The sequence below is a fragment of the Curtobacterium sp. MCLR17_045 genome (genome assembly GCF_003234405.1).
Lineage (GTDB): Bacteria > Actinomycetota > Actinomycetes > Actinomycetales > Microbacteriaceae > Curtobacterium > Curtobacterium flaccumfaciens.
In genome coordinates this window covers 73,602-90,687 of sequence record NZ_QKTB01000013.1, presented here as the reverse complement: position 1 = coordinate 90,687, position 17,086 = coordinate 73,602, and the positions used below count along the sequence as shown (strand labels likewise).

The 17,086-nt window shown below is 70.4% G+C and carries 15 protein-coding genes; all 15 read right to left on the bottom strand.

The window, feature by feature from the left end; translation table 11 throughout:
* Positions 1–593: 593 nt before the first annotated feature.
* Positions 594–1,907: a tyrosine--tRNA ligase gene (tyrS, locus tag DEJ05_RS10405; protein ID WP_111110365.1), complete on the bottom strand. Its 1,314-nt coding sequence runs from the start codon at positions 1,905–1,907 to the stop codon at positions 594–596.
* Between the two features lie 62 nt (positions 1,908–1,969).
* Positions 1,970–2,668, bottom strand: a complete 699-nt coding sequence (locus DEJ05_RS10400; RefSeq protein WP_111110364.1) for a DNA-3-methyladenine glycosylase — start codon at positions 2,666–2,668, stop codon at positions 1,970–1,972.
* Complete coding sequence (argH, locus tag DEJ05_RS10395; protein WP_111092757.1) at positions 2,665–4,101, bottom strand: argininosuccinate lyase; 1,437 nt, start codon at positions 4,099–4,101, stop codon at positions 2,665–2,667. The genes DEJ05_RS10400 and argH overlap by 4 nt, the downstream gene beginning before the upstream one ends.
* Positions 4,102–4,171: 70 nt before the next feature.
* Positions 4,172–5,368 (bottom strand): argininosuccinate synthase, encoded by a 1,197-nt coding sequence (locus DEJ05_RS10390; protein ID WP_110865445.1) that lies wholly within the window; start codon positions 5,366–5,368, stop codon positions 4,172–4,174.
* 18 nt (positions 5,369–5,386) lie between these two features.
* Positions 5,387–6,310 (bottom strand): ornithine carbamoyltransferase, encoded by a 924-nt coding sequence (argF, locus tag DEJ05_RS10385; RefSeq protein WP_071405139.1) that lies wholly within the window; start codon positions 6,308–6,310, stop codon positions 5,387–5,389.
* Positions 6,307–7,530, bottom strand: coding sequence for an acetylornithine transaminase (locus DEJ05_RS10380; protein ID WP_111110363.1), 1,224 nt, complete (start codon positions 7,528–7,530; stop codon positions 6,307–6,309). The genes argF and DEJ05_RS10380 overlap by 4 nt, the downstream gene beginning before the upstream one ends.
* Positions 7,527–8,579 carry an acetylglutamate kinase gene (gene argB, locus DEJ05_RS10375; protein ID WP_071405141.1) on the bottom strand — a complete coding sequence of 351 codons (1,053 nt, stop codon included), beginning with the start codon at positions 8,577–8,579 and terminating at the stop codon, positions 7,527–7,529. Before argB ends, DEJ05_RS10380 begins: the two co-directional genes overlap by 4 nt.
* Positions 8,579–9,778, bottom strand: a complete 1,200-nt coding sequence (gene argJ / locus DEJ05_RS10370) for a bifunctional glutamate N-acetyltransferase/amino-acid acetyltransferase ArgJ (RefSeq protein WP_071405142.1) — start codon at positions 9,776–9,778, stop codon at positions 8,579–8,581. The genes argB and argJ overlap by 1 nt, the downstream gene beginning before the upstream one ends.
* The gene (locus DEJ05_RS10365; RefSeq protein ID WP_111047952.1) at positions 9,775–10,872 is read right to left on the bottom strand and encodes an N-acetyl-gamma-glutamyl-phosphate reductase; all 1,098 of its coding nucleotides are present in this window, start codon (positions 10,870–10,872) and stop codon (positions 9,775–9,777) included. The genes argJ and DEJ05_RS10365 overlap by 4 nt, the downstream gene beginning before the upstream one ends.
* A 77-nt stretch (positions 10,873–10,949) precedes the next feature.
* Positions 10,950–13,442 (bottom strand): phenylalanine--tRNA ligase subunit beta, encoded by a 2,493-nt coding sequence (gene pheT, locus DEJ05_RS10360; protein ID WP_111110362.1) that lies wholly within the window; start codon positions 13,440–13,442, stop codon positions 10,950–10,952.
* Positions 13,442–14,482, bottom strand: a complete 1,041-nt coding sequence (pheS, locus tag DEJ05_RS10355) for a phenylalanine--tRNA ligase subunit alpha (protein WP_027466550.1) — start codon at positions 14,480–14,482, stop codon at positions 13,442–13,444. Before pheS ends, pheT begins: the two co-directional genes overlap by 1 nt.
* 96 nt (positions 14,483–14,578) lie before the next feature.
* Positions 14,579–15,430 carry an RNA methyltransferase gene (locus DEJ05_RS10350; protein WP_071405146.1) on the bottom strand — a complete coding sequence of 284 codons (852 nt, stop codon included), beginning with the start codon at positions 15,428–15,430 and terminating at the stop codon, positions 14,579–14,581.
* A 65-nt stretch (positions 15,431–15,495) separates the two neighbouring features.
* The gene (gene rplT, locus DEJ05_RS10345) at positions 15,496–15,879 is read right to left on the bottom strand and encodes a 50S ribosomal protein L20 (protein ID WP_017887975.1); all 384 of its coding nucleotides are present in this window, start codon (positions 15,877–15,879) and stop codon (positions 15,496–15,498) included.
* A 27-nt stretch (positions 15,880–15,906) separates the two neighbouring features.
* Complete coding sequence (gene rpmI, locus DEJ05_RS10340; protein WP_017887976.1) at positions 15,907–16,101, bottom strand: 50S ribosomal protein L35; 195 nt, start codon at positions 16,099–16,101, stop codon at positions 15,907–15,909.
* Between the two features lie 60 nt (positions 16,102–16,161).
* Entirely contained in the window at positions 16,162–16,836 is a 675-nt protein-coding gene (gene infC, locus DEJ05_RS10335) for a translation initiation factor IF-3 (RefSeq protein ID WP_081827403.1), read from the bottom strand.
* Positions 16,837–17,086 lie beyond the last annotated feature (250 nt).

Here is a 17,086-nt window from a genome sequence, read left to right as displayed (position 1 = left end):
ACTCTCCGTAAAAAAATACAGACCCAACACCCGAAGGCATCAGACCGAGTTGATTCTGACTGTTGACTGTCTACTGACAATCTTCAATCCAAAAGGAATTGCTTCATGACCCAGTCAGCAAGCCGACCAGGCACGAGGTCAATCAATAAATTGGCATTGACAATGTGCACGCTGTTGAGTTCTCAAGGACCAGACGCACTTGCTCCTCGGCTCGAGTTCGAGCTTCAGCCACAAGGCTTGTGTTCTTGGCTTGCCACCGGTTGTTCGTCGGACCCGGAGGTCCAGTGGCTCATCCCGAGGGGAGAGAACCGGTGGGCTTGTCATCCTAGACGTCGAAGCGATCCGGCGCAAGGCCCGATCTGAACTTCAGTGGAGGATGGTCCCGCTTGAGGGCCGACGTGCTCTGGGCTTTCGCTCCAGCCGCTCCGCCGCACCTTTGGGGTGACGAGTAAGAACTATACGCAGCCCTGAGCGAGTGCGCCAAGCCAGCCCCCATCCCGGGCGTGTCGCGTTGTGCAACACACGTCGCCCGGACGCAGCGATGCCCGGTTCCACAGGGGAACCGGGCATCGCAGGGGGTCGAGCAACCGGGATCAGGCGAGCGTCACTCCGGCGAGGGTCTTCTTGCCACGACGGAGGACGAGCACTCCCCCGGGCAGGGCGAGGTCGGACAGCGGGGTGGCCGGGTCTTCGGCCCGGACGTTGTTCACGGAGACGCCGCCCTGGTCGATCGCGCGGCGGGCCTCGCCGAGGGACTTCACGAGTCCGGTCTCCACGAGTGCCCGTGCGACGTCCGCTCCGGAGTCGAGCGTGACCGACCCCGGCAGCGCGGCGATCGCCGACCGCAGGGTCTCCGGGTCGAGCGCACCGAGGTCACCGTTGCCGAACAGCGCGGCCGCGGCATCGATCGCCGCCTGGGTCGCCGCCACTCCGTGCACGATCGAGGTGACCTCGAAGGCCAGGGTCCGCTGGGCCTCTCGTCGGAAGGGCTCGTCGGCGACGGCCTGCTCGAGTCGTTCGATCTCGGCGCGCGTCAGGAACGTGAACTGCCGCAGTCGGGCGATCACGTCGGCGTCCGTCGTGTTGAGCCAGAACTGGTACATGGCGTAGGGCGAGGTCATCTCGGCGTCGAGCCAGATCGCGTTGCCCTCGCTCTTGCCGAACTTCGTGCCGTCGGAGTTCGTGATGAGCGGGGTCCCGAGGGCGTGCACCGTGGCACCTTCGGCACGACGGACGAGCTCCGTGCCCGAGGTCAGGTTGCCCCACTGATCCGAGCCACCGGTCTGCAGCGTGCACCCGTACTGCCGCCAGAGTTCGCGGTAGTCGAGCCCCTGGAGGATCTGGTAGCTGAACTCGGTGTAGCTGATCCCCGCATCGGAGTTCAGGCGCGCGGCCACCGCGTCCTTCTTGAGCATCGAGTTGACGCGGAAGTACTTGCCGACGTCGCGCAGGAAGTCGATCGCGGACAACGGGGCGGTCCAGTCGAGGTTGTTCACCAGCCGGACGCCGTTGTCGCCGTCCGGACTGAGGAACCGGGACACCTGGGTCTGCAGCCGGGACACCCACTCCGCCACGGTCTCCGGCGTGTTCAGCGTGCGCTCGGCCGTGGGACGCGGATCGCCGATGAGACCGGTCGAACCACCCACCAACGCGAGCGGCTTGTGCCCCGCGAGCTGCAGCCGACGCATGGTCAGGAGCTGCAGCAGGTTGCCGCAGTGCAGCGACGGCGCCGTCGGGTCGAACCCGCAGTAGTACGTGATCGGCTCACCGTCGAGGGCCTCTTGCAGCGCGGTCTCGTCGGTCGAAACCTGCACCAGACCGCGCCACTGCAGTTCGTCCCACACCGAGTCGAAGGCGGGGTCGTTCTGCTGGCGCGTCAGGACGTCTTGAGCGGTATCACTGGACACCCCGCCATCGTAGCGGCGACGGACGTCCGGCAGGCGCGGCGGCCGGGAGGCCCGTGGCCGGTTCACGAGTCGAGGGCGCCCTTGTGCCGCCGGTACGTCGAGACCGTGGGGTCACCCGTCAGCCAGAAGCGCCAGGGGTACCGCGCCCCGCCGGCGATGCCGCCGACGCCGGTGCGCGGCCCGCGGGAGATCCGCGGGACCGCAGCGCCCGCGGGCGGACCGGCCAGGGTCTCGGACAGGAGCTCGTCGATCACGTGGGCCGGTCCGGCGGAGGCGAGCCGGGCCTCCAGGCCGGGTGCCAGGGTGAGCACGAACGGGCCGGACCCGTCGAGGAGCGACGTGCCGTCGTCCTGCCCGAGGACCGCTCCGAGCGCACCACCGAGGTTGCCGGGCCCGCGTGCCAGGGCGCCGTCCGCGACCTTCGACCCGCGACGCGCTCGCGCGACGTCGAGTCCCTCGACGACCTGCGCACCGCGCAGCAGGGAGCCCGACGAGGTGCCGGCAGGCCCGCTCACGACGTTGACGCAGGTGTGGATGCCGTACGAGCGGTAGGCGTACAGCGTGCCGGGCGGCCCGAAGAGGTGGCGGTTGCGCTCCGTCATCCCCCGGTGACCGTGTGATCCGGGATCGGTGGGGCCGGAGTAGGCCTCGACCTCGGTGATGCGGAGCGCCACGCCGCGCCCAGCGATCGTCGCACCGAGCAGGGCCGGCGCGGCGATCGGGGCGGGCTCGGCGAGCAGCGCGGCGATCCCCTCGGTCATCGCGAGAAGGGCGCGCCCTCGGCCAGGTCGCGGACGCGACGGGTGACGGACGCGAGCTGCTCGGCGACCCGGTCGGGCGCGGTGCCCCCGACGCCGGAGCGCGATGCGACGCTGCCCTCGATGGTCAGGACGGCACGGACGTCGGGCGTGAGGTGCTCGGACACGGACCGGTACTCGTCGTCGGTCGGCTCGTCGAGCTCGATGCCGCGCTCCTCGCAGTACCGGACGAGCGCGCCGGAGACCTCGTGCGCGTCGCGGAACGGGACGCCCTGCCGGACCAGCCACTCGGCGACGTCCGTCGCGAGCGAGAAGCCCTGCGGCGCGAGCTCGGCCATCCGGTCGGTGTCGAAGGTCAGGGTCGCGATCATGCCGGTGAACGCGGGCAGCAGGACCTCGAGCGTGGCCACGGAGTCGAAGACCGGCTCCTTGTCCTCCTGCAGGTCGCGGTTGTACGCCAGCGGCAGTCCCTTGAGCGTCGCGAGCAGCCCGGTCAGGTTGCCGATCAGGCGCCCCGACTTGCCCCGGGCGAGCTCGGCGATGTCCGGGTTCTTCTTCTGCGGCATGATGCTCGAGCCGGTCGAGAAGGCGTCGTGGAGCCGGACGAAGCCGAACTCCTTCGTGTTCCAGAGGATGACCTCTTCCGACAGGCGCGAGACGTCGATGCCGATCTGCGCGAGGACGAACGCGAACTCGGCGACGACGTCCCGGGCGGCCGTGGCGTCGATCGAGTTGTCCGCCGGGCGGTCGAAGCCGAGCTCCGCGGCGATCGCGGCGGGGTCGAGGCCGAGCGAACTCCCTGCCAGCGCACCGGCACCGTACGGGCTGACGCTCGCGCGATTGGCCCAGTCGCGGAGGCGCTCGAGGTCGCGGACGAGCGGCCAGGCGTGCGCGAGCAGGTGGTGGGCCAGGAGCACGGGCTGCGCGTGCTGCAGGTGCGTGCGCCCCGGCATGATCGCGGCCGGGTGCTCGGTCGCCTGCTGGGTGATCGCGTCGACGAGGTCGATCACGAGCCGGCCGATGCGCCGCCCGTGGTCGAGCATGTGCATGCGGCCGAGGGTTGCGATCTGGTCGTTGCGGCTGCGACCAGCGCGGAGCTTGCCGCCGAGTTCGGGACCGAGGTCGGCGATGAGCAGGCGTTCGAGGGCGCCGTGGACGTCCTCGTCGGAGTCGTCGGGCTGCAGCGTGCCGTCGGCGTGCGCCGCTTCGAGCCGGTCGAGGCCGGCGAGCATCCGTTCGAGCTCGTCGGCGGTCAGGTAGCCCGCGGTGTGCAGCGCTCGGGCGTGGGCACGGGACCCCGCGATGTCGTAGGGCGCGAGCTGCCAGTCGAAGTGCGTCGACTTCGAGAGCGCGGCGAGGGCCGCACTCGGGCCGTCGGCGAAGCGGCCGCCCCAGAGGGCACCGGTGTTGGTGGCGTCGGTCTTCTCGTCGGTCATGTCGTCCTGCGTCGTTTCGTCGGTGCTGGGTCGGGCCGGGGGCTGTTGGTCGGTGCGGGGCTGCTGTCGGTCAGTTCGCCGCGTCGCGGCGGGCGGAGATCTTGCTGGGCAGTGACCAGAGCTCGATGAACCCCCTGGACACGGACTGGTCGAACGCGTCGCCGGTGTCGGACGTCGCCAGGTCGAAGTCGTAGAGGCTCTGCTCCGACCGACGGCCCGTCACGGTGGCACGCCCGCCCTGCAGCCGCAACCGGACGTCGCCGGAGACGTGCTGCTGGGTGTGCTCGACGAAGGCGTCGAGGCTGCGCTTGAGTCCGCCGAACCACAGGCCGTCGTAGACCAGGTCGGCCCACTCGGACTCGACGCCGCGTTTGAACCGGGCGACGTCGCGCTCGAGGGTGAGGCTCTCGAGCTCCTCGTGCGCGGCGATGAGCGCGATCGCGGCCGGCGCTTCGTAGACCTCGCGCGACTTGATGCCGACCACCCGGTCCTCGACGACGTCGATCCGCCCGACGCCGTGCTTGCCGGCGACCGCGTTGAGCTCCTGCACCATGCGCAGCACGCTGAACCGCTGCCCGTCGAGGGCGACCGGGACACCGCGGTCGAAGGTGATCGTGACCTCGTCGGCCTGCTGCGGGAGCGCCGGGTCCTGGGTGGTCGCGTAGAGGTCGTCAGCGGGGGCGGTCCACGGGTCCTCGAGGAGCCCGGTCTCGACCGCTCGGCCCCACACGTTCTGGTCGACCGACCACGGCTCCCGTTCCGAGTGCTGGATCGGCAGCCGGTGCTCCTGCGCGTAGGCGATGGCGCGGTCGCGGGTGAGGGCGAGGTCCCGCACCGGTGCGACGGTCCGCAGGTCCGGTGCGATCGCCGCGACGGCTGCCTCGAAGCGGACCTGGTCGTTGCCCTTGCCGGTGGAGCCGTGCGCGACGCTGTCGGCACCGAGTTGCTTCGCCGTCAGCGCGAGGTGCTTCGCGATGAGTGGGCGGCTCAGTGCCGAGACGAGCGGGTACCGCTTCTGGTAGAGCGCGTTGGCCCGGAGCGCCGGCACGATGTACTCGTCGGCGAACTCGTCCTTGGCGTCGACGACGAGTGACTCGACGGCGCCGCAGTCGAGCGCACGCTGCCGGACCGCCTCGAGGTCCTCGCCGCCCTGGCCGACGTCGACCACGAGTGCGACGACGTCCTTGCCGGTGGCGTCGCGCAGCCAGCCGATCCCGACGGAGGTGTCGAGACCGCCGGAGTACGCGAGGACGACGCGGTCAGCCACTGGTGTCCGATCCGTCGGCTAGTCGTTGGCGAGCAGCCAGGCCAGCAGCGCCTTCTGGGCGTGCAGACGGTTCTCCGCCTCGTCCCAGATGATGCTGCGGGGGCCGTCGATGACGTCGGCGGTCACTTCGAACCCCCGGTCGGCCGGCAGGCAGTGCATGAAGACGGCGTCGTCGGCGGCGTGCGCCATGAGCGCGTCGTCGACGCGGTACCCCGCGAAGGTGTCGAGGCGCGACTGCTTCTCGGACTCCTTGCCCATCGACACCCAGGTGTCGGTGACGACCACGTCGGCACCCGCGACCGCGGCAACCGGGTCGGTCACCACGAGGACGGAGCCGCCCGTCACGGCGGCGCGTTCCTCGGCGTCGGTGACGACCTGCGCCGACGGGGAGAACTCGGCGGGGGCGGCGACGCGGACGTGCATGCCCGCTGTCGCCCCGGCGAGCAGGTACGACTGCGCCATGTTGCTCGCACCGTCGCCGATGAACGCCACGGTCTGCCCGGCGAGGGCGCCGCGGTGCTCACGGATGGTGAGCAGGTCGGCGAGGAGCTGGCAGGGGTGGAAGTCGTCGGACAGCGCGTTGACGACGGGGACCGTCGTGCCGGCGGCCATCTCCTCGAGCCCGGCCTGACCGTAGGTGCGCCACACGATCGCCGACACCATGCGCTCGAGCACGCGGGCCGTGTCCGACGGGGTCTCCTTGCCGCCGAGCTGGCTGTTCGCCGTCGAGATGATCAGCGGGCTGCCGCCGAGGTCGGAGATGCCGACGTGGAAGGACACCCGGGTACGGGTCGACGACTTGTCGAAGATCACTGCGACGCTCTGCGGACCGGCCAGCGGCTTCTCCGCCCAGCGGTCGGCCTTCATGCGGTCGGCGATGTCGAGGATCGCGGACTGCTCGGCCTGGCTCAGGTCGTCGTCGCGGAGGAAGTGGCGGGTCATGCGGTGGGCTCCTGCGCTGCGGCGACGGCCGCGAGGCTCTGGGCGAGGATCGACAGGAACTCGTCGATCTCGGCGTCGGACACGATGAGCGGCGGCGCGATGCGCAGGCTCGACTCGTTGGGGGCGTTGATGATGAGGCCGCGCTCGAGGGCGGCTGCGTTGACGGCCGGGCCGATCGGACCGGTCAGACCGACGCCGATGAGCAGGCCGGTGCCACGGACCTCTTCCACCAGCGGGGAACCGATGGCGCTGATGCCGTCACGGATCCGCTCGCCCTTGACCACTGCGCCGGCGACGAGTTCCGCACGCTCGATCTCCTCGAGCACCGCGTTGGCGACGCGGGTGCCGAGCGGGTTGCCGCCGAAGGTCGAACCGTGCTGCCCGGCCGAGAACAGGTCGGATGCCCAGCCGATCGTGACCAGGGCGCCGATGGGGAAGCCCCCGGCGATGCCCTTCGCGACGGTGATGGCGTCCGGCGTCACACCGTGGCCCTGGAACGCGAACCAGTTGCCGGTCCGGCCGACACCCGTCTGGATCTCGTCGAGGATCAGCAGTGCGCCGTGCTCCGCGGTCAGTCGGCGTGCCGCCAGCAGGAAGCCCTCCGGCAGGTCGACCACGCCGGCCTCGCCCTTGATGGGTTCGAGGATCAGGGCGGCGACGGAGTCGTCGATCGACGCTTCGAGCGCCTCGATCGAGGTCTCGATGTGCTCGACGCCCGGGATCATCGGCAGGAAGTCCTGCTGCAGCGCGGGCTTGCCGGTGAGCGCGAGGGCACCCATCGTGCGCCCGTGGAAGCCCTGCTTGAGCGCGAGGATCCGGGTCTTGGTGCCGTCCGCACCCTTGTTGAGGCGGGCCAGCTTGAACGCGGCCTCGTTCGCCTCGGCGCCGGAGTTGCCGAAGTAGACACGGCCCGCGTCGCCCGCGCCGGTGATGCGCTTCAGGCGCTCGGCGAGTTCGAGCTGCGGCGGGGTGGCGAAGTAGTTCGACACGTGCACGAGCTTCGCGGCCTGGTCGGCGATCGCCTCCACCAGGGCGGGGTGCGCGTGGCCGAGCGAGTTCACCGCGATGCCGGCGAGGAAGTCGAGGTACTCGTTGCCGTCGACGTCCCAGACGCGGCAGCCCTGGCCACGCTCGAGCATGATCTTGGGCGGGGTCAGGGATCGCATGAGCGACGCCCCGAACCGGTCGTTCCAGGTCTCGGTCTGCGTCTCGGTGCTCACTGCTGGTGTCCCTTCTCGTCCGTACCCGCCACGTGCTGGCCGGTACTGCTGTCGATCGACGGCGACGCGACGCGACGGCCGATCTCGGCGTGGGTCATCTGGTTCTCGGTTCGTCGGCTCGGGTCCGGGATCACCTCGGTGCCCGCACCCCGCAGGGTGAAGACCTCGAGCAGGATCGAGTGCGGGATCCGGCCGTCGATGATCGTCGCACCGCCGACCCCGCCGACCACGGCGTCGAGGCACGCGGTCATCTTCGGGATCATCCCCGACTCGAGGCTCGGCAGGAGCTCGCGGAGCTCGTCGACCGCGATGAGGTCGACGATCGAGTCACGGTCGGGCCAGTTGCGGTACAGCCCGGGGACGTCGGTGAGCATCATGAGCTTCGAGGCCCGCAGCGCGATCGCCAGGGCACCCGCCGCAGCGTCCGCGTTCACGTTGAGTGCCTGGTCGGGGTGCGCGTCGTCGATCGCGATGCTCGAGACGACCGGGATCCGGCCGGCCTCGATCGCGGCGAGCACACCCGACGGGTCGACGTGGGTGATGTCCCCGACGTGGCCGAGGTCGTACTCCTGCCCGTCGACGACGACGCCCTTCTTCTCGCCGGTGAACAGCGAGCCGCCGTCGCCGAAAACGCCGACGGCCAGGCCCTCGCCGTGTTCGTTCACCAAGTCGACGATCTCGCGGTTGACCTCGCCGGCCAGGACGTCGCGGACGACCGTGATCGCCTCGGTCGTCGTGACGCGGTAGCCGCCGCGGAACTCGGACTCGATGCCCTGTTCCTTGAGGGCGGCGGAGATCTGCGGCCCCCCACCGTGCACGACGACCGGGTGCAGGCCGGCGTAGCGCAGGTAGACCATGTCCTCGGCGAAGGCGCGCTTCAGGTCCTCGTTCACCATGGCGTTGCCGCCGAACTTGACCACGACGACCTTGCCCGAGAAGCGCTTCAGCCAGGGCAGCGACTCGATGAGCGTCGCGGCCTTGACCGCGGCGAACTCGTGTTCTTCTTCCTTCGTGAGGGGCGTACCGGCCCCGTTCGTGTCCGCCGCCATCAGCTGGAGTACGCGCTGTTCTCGTGCACGTAGTCGTGCGTGAGGTCGTTGGTCAGGATCGTGGCCGAGTGCGTGCCGACACCGAGGTCGATGCGCACGTGGGTGTCACGCGGCGTCAGGTCGACGGAGTCGCTCGGCTCGTCGGGTGCGCCCGCGTGGCAGACCCGGACGCCGTTCATGCTGACGTCCACCGCGTACGGGTCGAACTCGGCGTCGGTGGTGCCGATCGCCGCGAGCACCCGGCCCCAGTTCGGGTCGTTGCCGAAGACGGCCGCCTTGAACAGGTTGTTCCGGGCGACGCTCCGACCGACGGTCACGGCGTCGTCCTCCGTCGCGGCGTGCACGACCTCGATCGCGATGTCGTGGCTCGCACCCTCGGCGTCCTGCTGCAGCTGGCGGGCCAGATCGGCGCAGACCGCGGTCAGGGCTTCCTGGAAGTCACCGACCTCGGGCGTCACGCCGCTCGCACCCGACGACAGCAGCACGACGGTGTCGTTCGTGGACATGCAGCCGTCGGAGTCGACGCGGTCGAACGTGATGCGGGTGGCGGCACGGAGCGCCTGGTCGAGCTGGTCCGGCGTCTGCACGGCGTCCGTCGTGATGACGACGAGCATCGTCGCGAGGCCCGGGGCGAGCATCCCGGCACCCTTGGCCATGCCGCCGACGGTCCAGCCGTCCTCGGTCACGACGGACTGCTTGGCCTTCGTGTCCGTCGTCATGATCGCGGTCGCCGCATCGGGACCGCCGTCGCTGCTGAGTGCAGTGCTCGCCAGGTCGACGCCACGGAGCACGTTGTCGCGGAAGGTCTGGTCGCCGACACCGATGAGCCCGGTGGAGCAGACGACGACGTCGCCGGCTCCGATCCCGAGGGCGTCGCCCACGGCCTCGGCCGTCAGGTGCGTGGTCTGGAAGCCGAACGGGCCGGTGAAGCAGTTCGCGCCGCCGGAGTTCAGGACGACGGCACGGGCGACGCCGTCCCCGACGACCTGGCGGGACCAGATCACGGGGTGCGCCTGGGCTCGGTTGCTGGTGAAGACGGCGGCCACGGCCGCGTCGGGGCCGTCGTTGACGACGAGGGCCACGTCCGGCTTGCCGCTCGTCTTGAGGCCTGCGGTGACACCGGCGGCGCGGAAGCCCGCTGCCGCGGTGACGCCCTGGAGGCCCGGCTCGGTCTGGGTGGTCGTGCCTGCGTCGGTCACGGTGCGACTCCGTCCACACTGAGGCCCGTGGTCTCGGGGAGACCGAGGGCGATGTTCGCCGACTGGACGGCGGCGCCGGCCGTGCCCTTGGCGAGGTTGTCGAGCGCGGTCACCGCGACGACGCGGCCGGCGGCCTCGTCGACGGCGATGCCGACGAGCGCGGTGTTCGCACCGATCGTGTCCGCGACCCGGGGGAACTCGCCCTCGGGCAGCAGGTGGACGAACGGCTCGTCGGCGTACGCCTGCTCCCAGGCGAGTCGGACGTCGCGTGCGCTGACGCCGGGCGAGAGCTTCGCGGTGGTGGTCGCCAGGATGCCCCGCGACATCGGGACCAGGACCGGCGTGAACGAGATCGTCACGTCGGCGGCCCCCGCGACCTGCAGGTTCTGCTGGATCTCGGGGACGTGCCGGTGCGAGCCGCCGACGGCGTACGCGCTGGCGGACCCCATGATCTCGGAGGCCAGGTAGGTGGTGGCCAGCTTCTTGCCGGCACCGCTCGGGCCGACGCTGAGCACCGCGACGAGGTCGTCGGACTCGACGAGGCCGGCCTGGATGCCCGGCTGGATGCCGAGCGTCACCGCGGTGACGTTGCAGCCGGGGACCGCGATGCGCTTCGTGCCGACCAGGGCGGAACGCTGCTTGCCCTGCGACGCGATGTCGTCGACCTCGCGCCATTCATCGGCCGAACCCGGGGTGGGCGCCGCGAGCAGGAGCTCGGGCAGCCCGTAGGTCCACGCGCCGAAGTAGTCACCGCCGTAGAACCGCTCCCACGCCGCCGGGTCCGTCAGCCGGTGGTCCGCGCCGCAGTCGATGACGAGCGTGTCGTCGCCGAGTTCCGCGGTGATCGCACCCGACTGGCCGTGCGGCAGCGCCAGGAAGACCACGTCGTGCCCCCGCAGCGTCTCGGCCGTCGTCTCCGCCAGCGTCAGGTGCGACAGGGAACGGAGGTGCGGCTGGGTCGCGATCAGGGGCTGTCCGGCGTTCGAGAACGCCGTCACCGTCCTGACCTCGAACTCGGGGTGGGCGGAGAGCACGCGCAGGAGCTCACCACCCGCGTAGCCGGAGGCTCCCGCCACGGCGACGGATACGGACATGGGATTCCACCTTTGGTCGGACTGGTCGTCGAGAGAGTCGGAGGCGGCGACCCCGGGCGGTGCTGATCCCGTGTGGGTCAGTCGCGCAGGGTCGCCCCGAATCGCTCGCCGGCACGTCGGACAGCGCCGTCACGGGCCTCGGTGGCCTCGGCAGCGGTCAGCGTGCGGTCCGTGGCACGGAAGCGCAGGGCGAACGTCAGGGACTTCTGTCCCTCGTCCACGCCGGAGCCCCGGTAGTCATCCACGAGCCGAGCATACTCCAACAGGTCTCCGGCGCCAGAGCGCACCGCATCCAGCACGTCACCGGCCGGCACGCTGGCATCGACGACGAGCGAGAGGTCCTGCGTGGCCGCCGGGTAGGAGACGATCGGCGCGACCGCGACGAGTTCCGGGGCAGCGGCGACCAGCGCGTCGAGGTCGAGCTCGACGACCGCCACCACCCGGGGCAGGACGGCGGCCTCGGCCAGTTCGGGCAGGAGCTCACCGGCGACGCCCACGACCGTGCCGTCGACGAGCAGCGACGCGGCACGGCCCGGGTGCAGGGACGGGTGGGTCGTCTGCGCGACGGTCAGTTCGACACCGACGGCCCAGGCGACCTGGCGGGCCGCATCGATCGCGTCGGCGATGCCGAACGGCTCTGCCGTGGTGCCGGGCTGCTTGACGACCCGGTGGCCGGTGAGCAGTGCGGCGACGTGGAAGGGCTGGGCGGGCAGCGAGGCGTCCAGCGCCTCGAGCGTCGCACGGTCGGGCCGGGCGGCGCCCGCCGGGACCTCGTCGGTGCCGAGCGTCACGCCCGTCACCGGCAGGAACACCCGGGACGTCTCGTAGAGCGCGACGTCCACGAGCCCGCGCGACACGTTGCGACGGGCGGCGTCGACCAGGGCCGGAACGCCGCTGCGGCGCAGGAGGTTCTGCTCGCTGTCCAGGGCGTTCGCGAGCACGACGCTCGGTCCGCCCTGCGGGTCGATCCCCGGGTAGGCGTCCTGCGTGGCCGCCGACACGAACGGTGCCGTGACGACCTCGGTCAGGCCCGCCGCGGCCAGCGCCGAGGCGACCCGACGACGAGCCTGCTGGTGCCGGGTCAGGCCCCGGCCGGGCGGCGCGACCGGCAGCACGCTCGGGATCCGGTCGTAGCCGACGATGCGCGCGACCTCTTCGACGAGGGTGGTGTCGTCGGTCAGGTCGGGACGCCAGGTGGGCGGAGTGACCGCGAGCTGCTCACCGTCGGCCTCGACCGTGGCGCCGATCGCACGGAGCGTGTCGATGACCTCGGCGTCGGTGTAGTCGACGCCGACGAGCTCGGACGGACGCGAGAGCCGCATCGTCACGGTCGCCCGCGGCTCGGTGTCGACGAGCGTGGACCCGAAGGCGTCAGCGGTGCCGCCGGCGAGCTCGACGAGGAGCTCGACGGCACGGTTCGCCGCGGCCTCGGCCACCTGCGGGTCGACCCCGCGCTCGAAGCGACGGGATGCCTCGCTGGGGAGCTTGTGGCGACGAGCGGTGCGGGCGATGGAGACCTGGTCGAACCCGGCGGCCTCGATCAGGACGTCGGTGGTGCTCGCCGAGATCTCGGTGCGGGCTCCGCCCATGACGCCGGCGAGGCCGACGGGACCGTCGTCGTCGGTGATGACGAGGTCTTCGGGGTCGAGCTTCCGGACCGTGCCGTCGAGGGTCTCGAGCGTCTCGCCAGCGGTCGCCCGACGCACGCCGAGGCCGCCCGCGACGGTCTGCAGGTCGTAGCCGTGCAGCGGCTGGCCGAGCTCGAACATGACGTAGTTCGTGATGTCGACGGGCAGGGAGATCGAGCGCACCCCGGCCAGCGAGAGGCGCGACACCATCCAGGACGGTGTCTTGGCGGCCGGGTCGATCCCGCGCACGACGCGCGTGACGAACGTCGACGCTCCGACTCGACCCCGGATCGGGGCCTGGTCGTCGATCGTGACCCGGAACCCCTCGGCCGCACGCGGCGCGACGCGGTCGACGGGGTCGTGGAAGCTGGCTCCGGTGGCGTGCGCGTACTCACGGGCGACCCCGCGCATGCTGAGGACGTAGCCGCGGTCCGGCGTGACGTTGATCTCGACCGCGGCGTCATCGAGGCCGAGGAGCGCGATGGCGTCGGCACCGACGGTGGGGTCCATGCCGAGGTCGGCGAAGCGCAGGATGCCGTCGTGCTCTTCGCCCAGCCCGAGCTCGCGGGCCGAGGCGATCATGCCGTCGGACACGTGCCCGTAGGTCTTGCGGGCGGCGATCGGGAACGGCCCCGGCAGGACTGCGCCGGGCAGCGTGACGACGACGAGGTCGCCGACGTCGAAGTTGTGCGCGCCGCAGACGATGCCGCGAGGCTCGGCTTCGCCGACGTCCACCTGGCACCAGTTGATGGTCTTGCCGTTCTTCTGCGGCTCGGGGACGCGCTCGAGGACCCGACCGACCACGATGGGGCCGGTCAGGTCGAAGGTGTGGACGTCCTCTTCCTCGAAGCCGACCGACACGAGCGCCGCGTGGACGTGCTCGAGGGTGACGTCCTCGGGGAGGTCGACGGACTCACCGAGCCAACGGAGTGGGACGCGCATCAGACCACCGTTCCGAACTGCTGCGAGAAGCGGATGTCGCCCTCGAGGAAGTCACGCATGTCGTTCAGGCCGTTGCGGAACTGCAGTGTCCGCTCGATGCCCATGCCGAACGCGAAGCCCTGGTACTCGTCGGGATCGATGCCGGCGGCACGCAGGACGTTGGGGTTCACCATGCCGCAGCCCCCCCACTCGACCCACCGCGCGCCACCCTTGGCGTTCGGCTGCCAGACGTCCATCTCGGCGCTGGGCTCGGTGAACGGGAAGTAGTTCGGGCGGAGCCGGATCTGCGCCTCGGCGCCGAACATCTGCCGGGCGAAGTGCTCGAGCGTGCCGCGCAGGTGCGCCATCGTCAGGCCCTTGTCGATCGCGATGCCCTCGACCTGGGTGAAGACCGGCAGGTGCGTGGCGTCGAGCTCGTCGGCACGGTAGACGCGACCCGGCGCGATGACGTACAGCGGGAGGTCGCGCGACAGCAGCGACCGCACCTGCACCGGCGAGGTGTGGGTGCGCATGACCAGGTGCCGGTCGACGGGCTCGACGAAGATGGTGTCCGCCATGGCCCGGGCCGGGTGGTCCTGGTCGAAGTTCAGGGCGTCGAAGTTGAACCACTCGTGCTCGAGCTCGGGGCCTTCTGCCACTTCCCACCCCATGCCGACGAAGATGTCGGCGACGGCTTCGTTCAGCAGCGAGAGCGGGTGGCGGGAGCCGGTGGCGCGGTGGACCGGCAACGCGGTGACGTCGACGCGCTCGGCTTCGAGCCGTGCGCGTTCCTCGGCCACCGCGAGGACGGATTCCTGCTCGGCGATCGCCGCGTTCACCCGCCCACGGGCCTGCCCGACGAGCTTGCCCGCCGCGGCCTTCTGCTCCGGCGGCACACTGCGCATCGATGCGTTCATCCGCGCCAACGGTGACTGCTCACCGGTGTGCTCGGCCCTGGCCTGCTTCAGTTCGGCGACCGTCGTCGTGGCACGGACGGCGGCGAGGGCCGCGTCCACCGCGTCGGCGACGGCCGATTCGCTGATCTCGAGAGGTTCTGACACGAGACCCAAGCCTACCGGCCGTCGGGATACCACCCACCTGCACCGAGCGGACGGTGGATGACCGATGCCGACGACCGGCCTGGGGAGGGAGGAGCGTCAGCTCCGGAGCGCGAAGGCCGACTCGTACAGGCACACCGACGCGGCCGTGGCGAGGTTCATCGACTCCGCCTGCCCGTAGATCGGCACCTTGACGGCCCGGTCGACGAGCGCCAGGTCGTCGGCGGTGAGTCCGCGGGCCTCGTTGCCGAAGACCCACGCGGTCGGACCGTCGAGCATCCCCTCAGCGCGGACCACCGGCAGGTCGTCGCCCGAGACGTCCGCCGCGAGCACCGTGTAGCCGAGGGCCTTCGCGCGCTCGATCGTGTCGGCCAGGGTCACGCCGACGGACACCGGGACGTGGAACAGGGACCCGGTCGTCGACCGGACGACCTTCGGGTTGTACGGGTCGACCGAGCGTCCGGTCAGCACCACCGCGTCGGCGCCGGCCGCGTCGGCGGCCCGGATGATCGTGCCGGCGTTCCCCGGGTCCCGCACCTCTTCGAGGATGGCGACCAGTCCGGGCAACGCGGCCTGCTCGTCGGACGCATCACGGGCCTCCCGGTCGGCGGCGGCCGCAGCGCGGTCCGGGAAGACGTCCTTCACTGACGTCGGGAACTGCTGGCACACCGCCACCACGCCCTGCGGGGTGACCGTGTCGGCCATCGCGTCGAGCACCTGCTCGGTCACGAACCAGGTGTCCACCGGCGCGTCGTCCAGCCCGTAGCGGGCTGCGGCGGTCGGCGTCACGTAGAGCTCGCGCAGGAGCTCCGGGGCGTACTCCAGGGCTTCGCGGACGGCTTGGGGTCCTTCCAGCAGGAACAGGCCGGTCTCGGCCCGGACGTCCTTCTTGGCCAGGGCCGCAACGGCCTTCACGCGTCCGGCACGGGGGTTCTCGAGGAGATCGCTCACGACCCAAGTCTAGGAACGACGAAACCCCCGCCGTACGGCGGGGGTTTCGCGAGCAGAAGAACTGACTACGCAGCCTTCGGGGCCGAGGTGTCGGCCGGGAGGGCCTTCTTCGCGGTCTCGACGAGCGCGGTGAAGGTCTCGGGGTTGTTCACCGCGAGGTCGGCGAGGATGCGACGGTCGACCTCGACGCCGGCCAGGTTGAGACCCTGGATGAGGCGGTTGTAGGTCAGGCCGTTCGCACGGGACGCAGCGTTGATGCGCTGGATCCACAGGCGACGGAACTCGCCCTTCTTCGCGTGACGGTCGCGGTACGCGTAGACGAGGGAGTGGGTGACCTGCTCCTTGGCCTTGCGGTACAGGCGCGAACGCTGGCCGCGGTAGCCCTCGGCGCGTTCGAGGATGACGCGGCGCTTCTTGGCGGCGTTGACCGCTCTCTTTACTCGTGCCATTGCACTATTCCTTTACGATCCGGGGGCTCAGTGGCCGAGGAGCTTCTTGACGTTCTTCGCGTCACCCTTGGAGAGGACCTGGTCCTCGTTCAGGCGGGCCTTGCGCTTGGAGCTCTTGACCTCGAGGTTGTGACGCATACCGGCCTGCTGCTTCATGATCTTGCCGGTACCGGTGACCTTGAAGCGCTTCTTCGACCCGGAGTGGGTCTTCTGCTTGGGCATGGTGGTGCCTTTCCGTGGGATGGATGGGGGGCCGCGTCGTTGCGGGTTCGGTCCGGGGACCTATTCGGCCGCGGCGTCCGTGGATTCCGCAGCTGCCTCGGACGTGGAACCGGCCTCGGCCTCGTCCTTGCCCTTCGCGGCGTGCTCGGTGGCACGACGCTCGGCCTTCTGTGCAGCACGCTTGGCGTTCTGCTCGCCCTTGACGTCGGACTTGTTCTTGAGCGGGGCGATGATCATCGTCATGTTGCGACCGTCCTGGGTCGGACGCGACTCGACGACACCGAACTCGGCGATCTCTTCCGCGAACTTCTGGAGGAGACGGACACCCTGCTCCGGACGCGACTGCTCGCGGCCACGGAAGAGGATCATCGCCTTCACCTTGTCGCCGCCGAGGAGGAACCCCTCGGCGCGCTTGCGCTTCGTCTCGTAGTCGTGCACGTCGATCTTCAGGCGGAAACGGACCTCTTTCAGGTCCGTGTTCACCTGGTTGCGACGGGCTTCCTTGGCCTTCTGAGCGGCCTCGTACTTGAACTTGCCGTAGTCCATGATCTTGGCCACGGGCGGCTTCGAGTTCGGCGCGACCTCGACCAGATCCAGTTCGGCTTCCTGCGCGAGACGCAGTGCCATGGCGATCGGGACAACGCCGACCTGCTCACCCTGCGGACCGACGAGTCGGACTTCGGGAACGCGGATTCGGTCGTTGGTACGGGGATCGGTGATGCGGAGCTCCTTCAATCAGGTGGTGGCTGTCCGGGGCGTTTGCCCTGGACGACAGCACGAGAGAGGAGATCTGACGCACGGGATGTCGACCCGTTCGGCAGCCGCCCTGCATCGGATCCGTGGGATCCGACCGACGGGTGCAACACGTGCACTCGCGGAGCGGTGGTGACCCGGTAGCCTGGTGGAACGCGGCCGCGGGTGGGAGAGACTCCTCTTTCGTGACACCGTCCGGGTGTTGTCGAGGATCTTGATCTCAGGAGAACTG

What these genes read in the sequence shown, in the direction of transcription:
- argF (WP_071405139.1), bottom strand. Translation starts at nt 6,310, where the DNA reads ATGACCCGCCACTTCCTCCGCGACGACGACCTGAGCCAGGCCGAGCAG.
- argB (WP_071405141.1), bottom strand. Translation starts at nt 8,579, where the DNA reads ATGGCGGCGGACACGAACGGGGCCGGTACGCCCCTCACGAAGGAAGAA.
- rpmI (WP_017887976.1), bottom strand. Translation starts at nt 16,101, where the DNA reads ATGCCCAAGCAGAAGACCCACTCCGGGTCGAAGAAGCGCTTCAAGGTC.
- DEJ05_RS10400 (WP_111110364.1), bottom strand. Translation starts at nt 2,668, where the DNA reads ATGACCGAGGGGATCGCCGCGCTGCTCGCCGAGCCCGCCCCGATCGCC.
- rplT (WP_017887975.1), bottom strand. Translation starts at nt 15,879, where the DNA reads ATGGCACGAGTAAAGAGAGCGGTCAACGCCGCCAAGAAGCGCCGCGTC.
- pheT (WP_111110362.1), bottom strand. Translation starts at nt 13,442, where the DNA reads ATGCGCGTCCCACTCCGTTGGCTCGGTGAGTCCGTCGACCTCCCCGAG.
- DEJ05_RS10365 (WP_111047952.1), bottom strand. Translation starts at nt 10,872, where the DNA reads ATGTCCGTATCCGTCGCCGTGGCGGGAGCCTCCGGCTACGCGGGTGGT.
- argH (WP_111092757.1), bottom strand. Translation starts at nt 4,101, where the DNA reads ATGACCGACGAGAAGACCGACGCCACCAACACCGGTGCCCTCTGGGGC.